General features: G+C 71.4%; 13 protein-coding genes. 7 read left to right on the top strand and 6 right to left on the bottom strand.

Translation table 11 applies throughout. The annotated features are described in order from the left end of the window. Positions 1-125 precede the first annotated feature (125 nt). Both phoU and AB0C73_RS00460 read left to right on the top strand, forming a co-directional pair. Positions 126-806: a phosphate signaling complex protein PhoU gene (gene phoU, locus AB0C73_RS00465; RefSeq protein ID WP_362523833.1), complete on the top strand. Its 681-nt coding sequence runs from the start codon at positions 126-128 to the stop codon at positions 804-806. 124 nt (positions 807-930) lie between these two features. Then, the gene (locus AB0C73_RS00460) at positions 931-1,089 is read left to right on the top strand and encodes a hypothetical protein (protein ID WP_362522976.1); all 159 of its coding nucleotides are present in this window, start codon (positions 931-933) and stop codon (positions 1,087-1,089) included. 46 nt (positions 1,090-1,135) lie between these two features. On the opposite strand, the gene AB0C73_RS00455 is transcribed toward AB0C73_RS00460, so the two are convergent. Then, complete coding sequence (locus AB0C73_RS00455; RefSeq protein ID WP_362522974.1) at positions 1,136-1,618, bottom strand: GNAT family N-acetyltransferase; 483 nt, start codon at positions 1,616-1,618, stop codon at positions 1,136-1,138. Between the two features lie 126 nt (positions 1,619-1,744). On the opposite strand from AB0C73_RS00455, the gene AB0C73_RS00450 reads away from it, so the two are divergent. Further along, the gene (locus AB0C73_RS00450) at positions 1,745-2,341 is read left to right on the top strand and encodes a GNAT family N-acetyltransferase (RefSeq protein ID WP_362522972.1); all 597 of its coding nucleotides are present in this window, start codon (positions 1,745-1,747) and stop codon (positions 2,339-2,341) included. Here the strand turns inward: AB0C73_RS00450 and AB0C73_RS00445 are convergent. The 5 genes from AB0C73_RS00445 to AB0C73_RS00425 all read right to left on the bottom strand — a co-directional run bounded on the left by AB0C73_RS00445 (position 2,331) and on the right by AB0C73_RS00425 (position 7,726). Next, the gene (locus AB0C73_RS00445; protein WP_362522970.1) at positions 2,331-3,005 is read right to left on the bottom strand and encodes a hypothetical protein; all 675 of its coding nucleotides are present in this window, start codon (positions 3,003-3,005) and stop codon (positions 2,331-2,333) included. The genes AB0C73_RS00450 and AB0C73_RS00445 overlap by 11 nt on opposite strands. A 189-nt stretch (positions 3,006-3,194) precedes the next feature. Continuing rightward, complete coding sequence (locus AB0C73_RS00440; RefSeq protein ID WP_362522968.1) at positions 3,195-4,064, bottom strand: hypothetical protein; 870 nt, start codon at positions 4,062-4,064, stop codon at positions 3,195-3,197. An 89-nt stretch (positions 4,065-4,153) separates the two neighbouring features. Continuing rightward, positions 4,154-4,555: a hypothetical protein gene (locus tag AB0C73_RS00435; protein WP_362522966.1), complete on the bottom strand. Its 402-nt coding sequence runs from the start codon at positions 4,553-4,555 to the stop codon at positions 4,154-4,156. A 1,831-nt stretch (positions 4,556-6,386) separates the two neighbouring features. Then, entirely contained in the window at positions 6,387-6,971 is a 585-nt protein-coding gene (locus AB0C73_RS00430) for an ATP-binding protein (RefSeq protein WP_362522964.1), read from the bottom strand. Then, the gene (locus tag AB0C73_RS00425; protein ID WP_362523831.1) at positions 6,968-7,726 is read right to left on the bottom strand and encodes a GntR family transcriptional regulator; all 759 of its coding nucleotides are present in this window, start codon (positions 7,724-7,726) and stop codon (positions 6,968-6,970) included. The genes AB0C73_RS00430 and AB0C73_RS00425 overlap by 4 nt, the downstream gene beginning before the upstream one ends. 236 nt (positions 7,727-7,962) lie before the next feature. On the opposite strand from AB0C73_RS00425, the gene AB0C73_RS00420 reads away from it, so the two are divergent. The 4 genes from AB0C73_RS00420 to AB0C73_RS00405 all read left to right on the top strand — a co-directional run bounded on the left by AB0C73_RS00420 (position 7,963) and on the right by AB0C73_RS00405 (position 11,789). Further along, a complete protein-coding gene (locus AB0C73_RS00420) occupies positions 7,963-9,099 on the top strand; it encodes a GntR family transcriptional regulator (RefSeq protein WP_362522962.1) in 1,137 nt (378 codons plus the stop codon). Then, the gene (locus AB0C73_RS00415) at positions 9,096-9,653 is read left to right on the top strand and encodes an HNH endonuclease signature motif containing protein (RefSeq protein WP_362522960.1); all 558 of its coding nucleotides are present in this window, start codon (positions 9,096-9,098) and stop codon (positions 9,651-9,653) included. Before AB0C73_RS00420 ends, AB0C73_RS00415 begins: the two co-directional genes overlap by 4 nt. Next, entirely contained in the window at positions 9,650-11,323 is a 1,674-nt protein-coding gene (locus tag AB0C73_RS00410) for an ATP-binding protein (protein ID WP_362522958.1), read from the top strand. Before AB0C73_RS00415 ends, AB0C73_RS00410 begins: the two co-directional genes overlap by 4 nt. A gap of 241 nt (positions 11,324-11,564) precedes the next feature. Continuing rightward, on the top strand, positions 11,565-11,789 hold the full coding sequence (locus AB0C73_RS00405; protein WP_362522956.1) for a helix-turn-helix domain-containing protein: 225 nt from the start codon (positions 11,565-11,567) through the stop codon (positions 11,787-11,789). Positions 11,790-11,962: the final 173 nt, after the last annotated feature.

The following is an 11,962-nucleotide window of genomic DNA, read 5'->3' as shown; positions in this document are numbered from 1 at the left end:
GTTCACGCGAGGGGCCGAAGCCGGACGCGTAGGGGCCCGACCGTGGGAGCGTGGGGGCACCACAGCGTGGGAGCACCACGTAGAGACAGGCCTGGAGACAGACAGGCATGGAGAGAGGGACATCGATGCGCGACGCGTACCACGAGGAACTTGACTCGATCGGCGAGGGCCTGGTCGAGATGGCCCGCCTGGTCGGGTCCGCGATCGGGCGCGCCACGACGGCCATGCTGGACGCCGACCTGAAGCTCGCGGAGAGTGTCATCGCCGCGGACCAGAAGGTCGACGACCTCCAGCACGACCTGGAGGCGCGCGCGATAGCCCTGCTCGCCCGGCAGCAGCCGGTGGCGACGGACCTGCGGATCGTGGTGACCTCGCTGCGGATGAGCGCCGACCTGGAGCGCTCGGGCGACCTGGCCCAGCACGTGGCCAAGCTGACCCGGCTGCGTTTCCCGGACCGTGCCGTGCCGAACGACCTGCACGCGACGATCCTCGAGATGGGTCAGCTGGCGCAGCGCCTGATGGCGAAGGCGGCCGAGGTGATCATCACCAAGGACGTCGACCTGGCGATGCAGCTGGAGCAGGACGACGACGAGATGGACCTGCTGCACCGCACGCTCTTCCAGCACCTGATGGACGACCGCTGGCGGCACGGCATCGAGACGGCCGTGGACGTGACGCTGCTCGGCCGCTACTACGAGCGTTTCGCCGACCACGCGGTGTCGGTGGCCAAGCGCGTGGTCTACCTGGTGACGGGCGAGCACGCGGACGAGCTCCAGCCGACGGACGCGCCGGTCGAGGGCGCGTAAGGCGCGCGGGGCGCGCACGGCGCGACGGGGCCGGTGGTCGCACAACAGTGCGCTGTTGATGCGCCCTGGGCGGTGGGCATGCACTGAGGGGGGAGGCGAGGTACGCCTCTCAGGGAGGGAACCCATGGCCGACACCGCTCCGATCACCGACCTTCCGCAGGACCCGCCGGCCCCGCGCGGCGCCGAGTTCCTGCCCGTCCTCGGCGCCTGCGGCTGCGGCTCCGGCTGCGGCTGCGGCTGCCAGTCGGGCGGACCGTGCCAGTGCGGGGGCTGCTCGTCGTAGGGGCAGGGCTCGGGCGCGGGGTCCGCCGGTTGACGGACCCCGCGCGCTATACGAGGTCGAGTACGCCGACGGCCTGGTCACCGGACTGTTCGCCGGTCTCGCGGAAGCCGAGGCGCCGGTAGAAGTCGCCGGGCCCGTGCTCACCGCGGTGCCAGGTCACGTACAGCTGCCTCGCCCCGCGCCGCCGCAGCTCCTCACGTACGGCGCCGACGGCGAAGCGCCCGTACCCCTTGCCCTGGTGCTCGGCGCCGATGTTCAGCCGCCACAGACCGCTGCGCCGGTCGGCAGGCTCCTGCTCGGCGTTCCACTGGATGTCGACGAAGGCCATCAGGAAGCCGACCACCTCGTCCCCGTCGAAGATGAGCCGCGGCCAGGCGGTCTCCCCGTACGCGTAGGCCTCGGCGAGCGAGCGGACGACGGGCGCGACGTCGTCCTGCTGGTGGGGGTGGACCCGCAGGCCGAGGGCGGCGTCGAGGGTGGCGGGGGTGACCGGCTCGAGGCGCGGTGCGGAGGGTGGCGGGGTGGTCATGCGGCGGACGGTAGATGATCTTCGGTGCCCGCCGCCTTCCATTAACCCCTTGCGCCGTGCGGGCGGCGGGCGGCGGGCGGCGGGCGGCGGGCGGCGGGCGGCGGGCGGCGGGCCAGGATGGGGCGCATGCCTGAACTCCGCGCACCGCGCCGCCGTACCGTTCTCGCCCGGGCGTCCGCGCCCGGGGAGGTGTCGCCCGAGCTGCGCCGGCGGCTGATCGGGTGCTGGATCGCGGTGAGCAACGCGGGCGGCGCGGCCGGTTTCCCGTTCCCGCCAGTCACGGAGACGGACGTCGCGCCGGTCGCGGACGCGCTGATCGCCCGTCTCGCGCCGGACGGGCACCAGTTGATCACCGCGACGGTCGGGGCGCGGCTCGCCGGCTGGGTGGTGCTCGGGCACGACCCGAGCCCGTTGATCGGGCACTGGGGCACGGTCCACCACCTCCAGACCCACCCCGACTTCCGCGGCCACGGCCTGGGAAAGGCCCTGATGCGCGAACTCCAGCGCGTCGCCCGCGACGAGCTCTCCCTCACCCACCTCCGCCTCGCCGCCCGCGGCGGCGTGGGCCTGGAGACCTTCTACGCCGCTCTCGGCTGGACCGAGACCGGCCGCTGGCCCCAGGCCCTGCGCCTGGGACCGGCCCCGGAGGACGTACGGGACGAGGTGCTGATGGGCCTGGAGCTGACGCGGGCGGACGGGGGTGAAGGCCCGCCTACGGCATGAAGACCTGGTCCAGGCGGTGGATCGCGCCGTCGTCGCCGACCTCGTAGCGGAACACCAGGCCGGAGTCCGGGTGCGCGTTCACCCAGTCGATGAGCTCCTGGACGCCGATCCGCTGGTTCTCGGTGCTCGTGACGATGGGGTTGGTGGCGGTGACGTAGGCCGCCTGGTCGAGCGCCCAGCGGCTGTCCTCGCCGCTGACGACGAACGGCGCGCCGTCACTGTCCGGAGTGCCGCAGCCCCAGGCCCCGTGCTGGAGGATGAGGTTGACCTTGCCGGTGCTTGCTGGAAGCTCCTCGGTGCGGTAGAGGGCGAACTCGTCGGGGTCGTACTGCTCCGGGGTCGGCGCGCTCGTCACGCAGCCGGAGGCGCCGGTGGACGAGCCGCCGGTCGACGAGCCGCCCGTCGACGAACCCTTCTTGGTGCCCTTCTGCGTGGACTTGGGCGAGGGCTTGGGCGAGGGCTTGACCGCGGGCTTCACCACCGGCGGGGTGGAGGAGTCCGCGGACGGCTCCGGCGTGGGATCGGCAGCGGGCGTGGCCGTCGTCGCCGCCGGGGCGGCCGGCGCGGGCGCCGCGGCGTTGTCCTTCTGACACCCCGTGAGCGCGACGGCGAGCACCACTCCGGCGACAGCGATACCGGCGGATCTGAAGCGCTTGATGTTCATCCCGGGACTCCCCCTTTTTCGACGGCGGCCATCCGAAGCCGCATCCCGCTCCGGAACGTAGCAACGCACCGGCCAGAGGCGCGAGATCCGGCCACGCACTGTGGCACAGCCGGGACATTTCCGTCACGGCCCCGGGTCACTCCGCCGGCCGGCCGGAATGTCCGTCAGAGCGCCTGGGCGGAGCGCCCGTCAGAGCGCCGGGAACGAGATCCGGACGGAGTAGCGGCGTTCCAGGTCGCGGATCCTGGCGGGGAGCGCGGTGCCGAGCGCGGCGATCTCCTGGCGGTGGGCGGCGCGGAAGCGTTCCCCGAGCGCCCTGCGCAGTTCGCCGCGCACGTCCTCGACCGGCTTCATGCAGGTGGCGTACGTCCCGGCCAGGGCGTGCTCGCCGGCGGTGTCGCCGTCCTGGAGGCGCCGGTCGACGAGCGCGAAGAAGGCGTTCTCGTCCGCCGCCTCGACCTTGTGCGCGGCCAGGCAGGGGCCGAAGCCGCGGAGCGCGGCGACGACCTGAGGGTGCCGGCGCAGCCCGGCCTCCTCCTGGAACCACTGGCCCTGGAGCTTCACGTACAGCGTGCGCAGGCTCTGGTCCACGGTCCGTCCGGTGTCCATGCAGCGGTTCTGGACCTGCTGCTGTCCGGCGCCGGCGGCGGGGCGGTCCGGCGCGGGGTCGGCGGAGCCGGGGACGATGACGCCGTTGAAGCCGTTGCGGCCGATGAAGGGCAGGTCGGGGATCTCGGAGAAGCGGACGAAGGCCGGGGGTTCGTGGGGCGGCGCGGGCGTCCGGGTCTCGGCGAGGCACGCGCGTACGGCGGTGTCGGCGGCCAGCCGTCCGAAGGCGTCGAGGCCCTGCGTCCAGCGGGTCTGCTCGCCGGTCGTGGGCAGCACCATGTCCGCGACGTCGGCGGGCAGGGCGGTGGTGACGGGGACGGCGGCGGGGCGGTGCTGCGGGGCCGCGGGGGCGGCCGGCGGCGCCGGTTCGGCGGAGCAGGCGGTCAGCCCCGCGAGGGCGGCGAGGGCGGCCAGGGCGACGGGGACCGGAGCGGTGGTGCGGCGGGGCATCGTCCCCGTACCTCCATGGGGCGTGGCGCCCGGCCGCCATGAGGAACGGCGGCCGGGCACGCGGTGAGCGCGAGCTGCGACGGGGAGGGTCAGTGGGCGACTTCCACGGCGCTGCCGTAGGTGTTCTGCGCCGAGACACCGAACCAGCGGCCGGTGGTGAGGTCGGAGATGAGGATGTACTGGTTCACCGGGTAGGTGCCGTTCGAGATCCAGACGTACGGGCGCGAGGCCCAGGTCCAGTAGCCGGAGGCGTTGACGTACTGGGCGCGGTAGGCGTCACCGGAGGCGCCGCCGGAGGCCCAGGCCTGGGTGACCTGGACGTCGTGGCAGCCGCTGCCGGACTTCTGGATGACGGAGTACGTGCCGCCGTGACCGGTGGTCAGCCAGTCCCGCTGGCAGCCGTCGGCCGCCGAGGCGGTCGGGGCGAGCGCCATCAGCGAGGTCGCGACGGCACCGGCGAGGGCCAGCACGGCCGTCGTCTTCTTCTTCATGAGGAGATCCCTTTCCTGCCGAGAACGCCGCCCCGGTGATGCGACGGCAGCACCCACTCTCCCGACGGGACCCCCCTCCTGTATGGGACGAATGCGCACACACGAAAAAGCCCCCGGCCCGCCGGAGAACGGCAGGTCGGGGGCTCTTTCGTACGTCAGCCCGGGGAAGACCGGGGAAGCCCGGGGAAGCCCGGGGAAGAACAGGGGCTACTTCTTCTTGCCCTGGGTCTGGCGGGCCCGTTTTCCGCCCCTGGTAAGAGGGGTGCGCACCCCAAGTGACCTGCGGTCGAGCGGTCGTTGTTGGTCGCTGGTGGTCGTCGCCGGTCGTCCTCGGAGGGCCCAGAGAGGGCCCAGCTTGGGGCCCGAGGGAGCCGCTGACGCTAGCAGTACGGCCCGCTAACGTTAGCGCCCCCGCTAGCGGCTCAACGGGCCGCGAGCAGCACGTTAGCGGATAGCGGCCCCCTGGCCACCACCCCGAATCCGGGCGTGAGGCGTGGAGTTGGGACCGGCCGGCGGACCGCTATCGCCGGTCGTCGGGGAAGAGCGAGAAGGACCGCCCTTCGGGCGGACGACTCTCGGGCGCCAACCACCGTCCCGGGAACCGTCGGAGTGCGGCCACCGCACGTCGTGTCCGAGCAGAAGAGACCACCGGCCGCCCGCGCGGCGTGGTCTCTTCCCTGACCGCCGGAGCCGCGCCCGGGGACGGGCTGAGCGCCCTGGCGCCTGCCGCTGGACGGAGCTCCGGGAGGGCTTTTCAGAGAGGCGGGTGACGGCGGTGCGCACCCTCGGCCGCCCCCGCTTCTGAAAAGCCCCCTCCTCTCGTCCTAGAGAGTTGAGGGAAAACAGCGTCCGCAGCGTCCGCCGCCTTTCCCGCACCGCTCCTGACCTGTGCTTTCCGTGCGGACGCTAAACAAAATGTGTAGCGTCCGCCAGCGTCCGCAGCGTCCGCGAGATCTCCCCCCTCTAAGAGAATCACCCCAGGTCAGAGCGCTCTTAGAGGGATACGGGCGCCGGACGCTGGACCTCCCACGTCACGGGACAGCACACAGACAAGAGGAGCACGCTGCGCCGCGCCCGGGTGCTCCTCTTGTCCGTACGCGGCCACTGCTTCGGGCACCCCCGACCGCCGAGGATGGGGCGTTGCCACTTGTCTTGTCGCTTGTCGCGCCGCTGGTCAACGGCCCTGCTGACCCCCTCTGGCACCGTTTCCTGCCCCTGGACGACAAGACAAGCGACAAGCCGCACTGCGCCGGCCGCCCGCGCCCCGGCGGCGGGCTGCGCAGCGCTCGCGGAGCGAGCTGCCAAAGGACGCGCCCGAAGGGCATCCTTCTATCCCTTCCTGCTGCGCGCCGACAGCGGCCTGACATCCCACGGATCATCGACCGCACCAAGAAGCACGCCGAGGAGACCAACTAGCCCCGCACGCGGGCCGTTCGAGCGACTGAGGCCGTCTGCGCCCCGCAGGCAGCCTGGACCCCCTCACAAAGGGGTTGAGACCCCCCAAGAGTTGTTCGGGCCTCTCGGGGCCCGTGGCGACCCTCCGTGAGGGAAGTTTCGCCGCTCGCGCGCGCACGCGTAGGAGGCCCGTCGGAAACCGGGAAACCAGAAACTCCACTACCCACCGTGATGGCGACGGGCCTACACAGGGCCTGTCACCACCCAACTTCCCTCCTCCGCAGCCCTGCTAGACCTAGCACCCCTCACTGCTAGGTCTAGCCGGACCGCTAGCAACCAAAAGGGCCCGCGACCAGCCTTCTAGCGTCTAGCAGGGCACACAGAGAACCCCCGGAATCGCGACGATCCCGGGGTTGGCAAGGTCTCACTCCGCCCGCTAGGACAGGGATCCCGGCTTCTCGCGCTCCGGCGTCTGAAGCCCTGCCGCTTCGAGCACCTTCAGCACCGAATCGGGATCACCGCCGTAGGCGACGTGAGGCTCGTCCGGCCGAGGAGGGACGAACCGGGTCCGGTAGCGCACCAAGTCGCTCTCCGAGAAGTAGATCGAGTTCGGGTCCGCTTCATGCTTTGCGTTCCTCTGGCTCACGCGCGACCACAGTTCCTCGTGACTCGCCTCCAGGTAGACGAGCAGCGGGCGGCCGCCGGCGGCCGCCGCGATCCCGAGCCATCGGGCGCGCTCTTCGGGCGTCCAGAACCCGTGATCCACTACCACGTCGTGCCCCGCTTGGAGCTGTTCGCGGAGCTCCACGGCGGTCTCTTCCAGGATCGGCCGCTCCAGGGCGGGAAACGTGCCCCGGGGGAAGTCGACCCCGTACACGCCGTGCCGGTGGAACATCACCTCATCCGGGCACAGCCGAACGAAGCCGCGGGCGGTGAGCGCACGGGACAGCGTCGTCTTCCCCGAGCCCGGGAGGCCGACCATCAACACGCAAAACGGCGCCCGGGCCGAGTCCGCCGTCACTGGGCGACCTCGGATTCCGTGAGCCAGGTACGACCGGGGCCGCCCAGGTCCACGCCGTACTCCACGACGTGGTCCCCGCTGTCGACGAACTTCGCCGTCATGACGACCACCGGCTCTACGGGCGGATTCGCGGGGTCCAGCTCCAAGAGCTCCGCGTCCGCAGGCGTCAGGAGTCGCGCTGAAGCCGTGTCGATCCGGCGAGTGATCGGCCGCCCCGTGGCCTGCGCGATGAGCTGGAGGGACGTTCCGCCGGACAGGCGCGCGCTCTCCGCCAGCTGGGGGACGAGCTTCCCGTACTGCACCGGGATCCACGACGTGGAGTGCGCGACGATGCCATGCCGGTCACGGTAGACGCGGCGCCGCCGGATCACGTCCGCCCCCGCAGCGATGTCCAGCACCTGAGCCACGTCGGCCGGCGCCGAGACCACCGCCGCTTGGTGGGAGTCGGACCGTTCGCCCGCTCCCCAGCTCGACCCGCTGCGGCGCCCCCGGTCCTGTCGCTGTGCGCCGGAGGACATGGGGGCAGGGCGGTCGATCACCTCGGTGCCGATGCCGTGGATTCCCCGGACGAGCCCGTCGGTGCGGAGCTTCCGGAGCGCCTTCTCGGCCGTCGCCGTGCTGACGCTCCACTCCTGGGAGAGGGTCTTGATGCTGGGCAGAAGCTCGCCCGGCTGAAGCTTGCCGGACGTGATCAGTTCCTCGTAGTGCGCGGCGATTCGTGCGTACGGCGCCCGATGGCCGGCCTGATCCGACACCACGTCAACTCCCTTGCGTCATTGGATGCGTTCCCTAGCGTACCGCTTGACACCCTAGGGTGCCCTAGGGAACCTTAGGGATGTGCCCGCCGATCGAACCGATCGGGGGCCACATCAGCGCTGCACCCGAGCGCTGGTCGAAAGAAAGCCCTGGTCAGAAGACCAGGGCTCTCGCAGGGAGCGGCTCCCTACCGCCAAGCAGATCGCCGCTCCCCGACCCTTGAAGGGGTACTTCCATGATGCACGGAAACGAGACGAGCACGGCAGCACGGCAGGGGAACGGCCCGTGTGGGCGGCGGCTGAAGCAGGGGGAGGACATCCCGCTGACGCCGGCGCAGTCCGCGCGGCTGGCGGAGCTGTACGAGGCGCACTCGGACTCGGTGCGACGGTACGCGTTCTCGCGGCTGCGGTCGGACGGGCGGGTCATGGGCGGCGCCTGGGCGCTGGCGGAGGACATCACCCAGAACGTGTGGCTCGGCATCGCCCGGACCATCGCCAAGGACGTACTCGGCGATGAGGCGACCGACGTTGAAGCGGCTCGTGGCCTGCTGTTCTTCCGGGTGAAGCAGGAGATCGGCAGGTACTTCCACGTGTCCCGCAACACCGAGCGGGTCGTCGACTGGACGGACCCGGTGACCTGCAACATCTACTGCCCGCTCATGCCCAGTGGGTGCGCGCTGATGGAGCTGCCCGGCTACCTGGCTGACATGGTGGCGGGGCTGCCCGAGGCGGAGCGCGAGGCGCTGCTGCTGAAGCTGGACGGGTTGCACCCGTCGCTGATGGCGGAGCATCTGGAGTGCAGCGACGCGACCGCGGCCCGCCTGGTCGACGCCGCCGTCCTGCTGCTCAAGCTCGACAACCCCAGCCTGTGCGGCCCGGCCGCGCTGCAGGGGGACCTGGACGAGTGGGAGCGCGCGGCCCTGGCCGAGCTGAGCGACGTCAAGCGCGAGGCGCTGCTGCGGCTGGACGCGGACTCCCGGCGGATCCTGCTGCTGAAGGCACAGGGCCTGAACGTCCACGAGATCGCCAAGCGTCTGGGCGTGACCTGGGACAAGGCTGCGGGCGCCGCACGATGCGTGAGCGTGCTGCGGCCGTCCACGGGCAAGAAGCCCTCCGCCCCGCGCAAGAGCGGGGTTCGCCGCAAGGAGTCGAAGGCGTCGCGGCTGGCCGAGACGCTGCGCTACGAGGTGGCCCGGATGCAGCCCGGGGAGCGTCTGCCCCGGCGGATCGAGCTGAAGGCCCGCTACGGGGTCTCCACGTCGACCGTGGACGACGCGTGGGCGATCCTGCGGCGCGAGGGTCTGATCGAGTCCAACGGCGTCCAGGGCTACCGCGTCACGATGGATGTCTCCCGCCTGGCGGTCGCCGCGTGAGCCTGCACGCCCGTCCCCAGATGAACGCTGCCCGCCGTCGTAGTCGCAAGGCACAGCTCGCGGCCCGCGACGGCTGGCGGTGCACCTACTGCCGGCGCCGCTTCCGCCAACTGTGCGACGCCACGATGGACCACGTCGTGCCGATCTCGCTCTACCGGACTTGGTCCGCGAACGCGCTCGTGCTCGCCTGCGAGCCGTGCAACCGGGCCAAGGCAGACCGACTGTTCCTGTCGATCGCGCTCCTGCTGGTCTGGTCGACCGACCCCGCGCACACCGGTGTTCAGTCGACCCCCGGCCCGACCGGTCCGGTGTTCACGGACGCCGACCAGTCGACCCCGATCGAGCCGATCCGACTCGGCCCCGACCAGGTCGACTGGCTGATGCTCGCCCGGATCGTTCACGCCCGATCGGTCGGGCAACGGTCTACCCCTGACCAGACAAAACCCACCAAACCGGTTCAGCGTCGGGTGCGGGTCGGTCGACTCGCCCACCCCCGCCGATCGCCCCGGATGAACAGCTGTGAACAGTCGACCGATCGAGGGGTGAGCGCGTGAACACGACCAGCCAGCCGGTGAACGGCACCGCCCGACCGATCCACCCCGACCAGTCGACCGGACCGGCCCCGGTGAACACCAACCAGTCGACCGTGAACACCGATCGGGCGACCGTGAACAAGGGGCGGAAGGCGGTCAGCAACCCGCCCTCCGAGGATGGGGGCAAGAAGCCCTCGGCCGCCGTCCGGCTCGTGCAGCTCGCCCGTGAGCGGTACCGGTTCGTAGTCTCGGCCGACGGCCGCCCTTACGCGGTGGCGGTCGACGGCCCGAACATCGCTCTCCCGCTGCGTGGCCGCTCCGGGGTGCGCCAGAGGCTCGCCAGGCTGTACGCAGAGACGTACGAGGGGGACGTGGCGTCCCAGTCCGCGCTCGCGGACGCCATGACCGTCCTGGAGGGTATCGCCGAGGACGACGACCCCGTACCCGTCCACCTGCGGGTCGGTCAGGACGACCTCGGCACGATCGTGGTCGACCTCGGCACCGCCGACGGCCGCGCCGTGACCGTGTCGGCCGGCGGCTGGCACCTGGTCGACCGCTCCCCGCTGCTGTTCCGGCGCTCCGGCGCCATGGCCCCCATGCCCGCCCCCGTGTTGGAGGGCGACGGCCTGTCCATGCTCCACAGCCTGCTGAACATGGACGAGTCCGCGTTCCGGCAGCTCGTGGCGTGGCTGATCGCCGCGTGGATGCCGAACATCCCCCACCCGGTGCTGACGTTCAAGGGCGAGCAGGGGACGGGGAAGTCCGCGACCGCGCAGATGGCCGTGAACCTGGTCGACCCGACCCCCGCGGCGAAGCGCTCCGCACCCCGCGATGTGAAGGCGTGGGCCACGCAGGCGTTCAGCTCGTGGGCACTGTGCCTGGACAACATCTCCGCGATCCCCGGTTGGCTGTCGGACACCCTGTGCAAGGCCGTCACCGGTGACGCGATCGTGGACCGGGCCCTGTACACGGACGACGACGTCGTGGTCCTCACCTTCCGCCGCGTGCTGACCATGACCACGATCGACGCCGGGGCGCTGGCCGGTGACCTGGCCGAGCGACTGCTGATGCTGGAGCTCCAGTTGATCGACCCCGAGCGGCGCCGCACCGAGGAGGAGTTGGCGACCGCGTTCGAGACCGTACGACCGGCCGTCCTCGGCTCGCTCTTCGACCTCTTGGCCACCGTCCTGGCAGTGCTGCCGAACGTGAAGCTCGACTCCATGCCGCGCATGGCCGACTTCTCCCGCGTGCTCGCGGCCGTCGACCAGGTCATGGACTGGCACACCCTGGACGACTACCTGGCCGCGTCCGCGAACGTCGCCGGAGACGCGCTCGAAGGCGACCCGTTCGGCTCCGCCGTCGTCGCCCTGGTCGACCAGTGCGGCACCTGGACCGGCACCGCCGCCCAACTCCTCGAACAGGTCCAGCCCCCCGGCGGCATGCGCCCGCCGTCCTGGCCCAAGGACGCCACCCGCGCCGGCGGGAAGGTCAAGCGGATCGCCCCGCTCCTGCGCACCGTCGGCATCACCGTGGACGACACGCAACGTAGCCGGGACCGGCACCGCCACAAGCTCCTCGTGCTGACCCGTTCCGCTCTCCCCGACGAGTCAGCGTCCAACGACTCTGCGCCCGGGCTGTGGCCCGACGTGCCCCCGATCGGACAGAGCCACAGGCCCTCTGACCAGCACTGACACCGCCGGACCGGGCCGCACACCACCGGCCCGGACACGGCAAGACCCTGCGGACGCTACAGCCGTCCAGCGCCCGCAGCGTCCGCTCCAGCATCCGCAACCCTCACCATCTCTGACCTGGGATAACGGGTCGGTGCGGACGCTGGGACGCTACGGACGCTGAAATGCACCAACTCTCTAGGACGGCCACCGGCACCACTCCCATCCTCCGCCCACTGGACACGAGGAGTCACCGAATCCCATGGCCAGCAAGCCGCTTGAGACCCTGCGCGCCGGACTCCCGGACCGCTACCTCACCCCCGAGGACATCGCCGCGATGTTCACCGTCCCCATCGAGACCGTCTACCGCTGGCGCAAGCAGCGCACCGGCCCGCCCGGCTTCCGCGTTGGCCGCCACGTCCGCTACGACCCCGCCGCCGTCCGCACCTGGGTCCAGCACCAGGAAGCCAACGACACCGCCGCGTGACCCGCCGGCCGACCGGGAGGTAAAGCCCCCTCCCGCTACCCGTCACAGCGTCACGCCTCCCGTCACATCCCCTGCCGGGGCCGCTCGGGTAGAGGGAGCCCTTTACCCCGGTAGAGGGGCCGGTAAGGGCCACTGACCTGGGAGGTAAGGCGGGTAAAGGGGGCCGCGTCACG

It is taken from the genome of Streptomyces sp. NPDC048623 (assembly GCF_040650755.1).
GTDB lineage: Bacteria > Actinomycetota > Actinomycetes > Streptomycetales > Streptomycetaceae > Streptomyces.
Note: the sequence above shows the minus strand (reverse complement) of the source record. Positions and strands in the feature narration are given on the sequence as shown.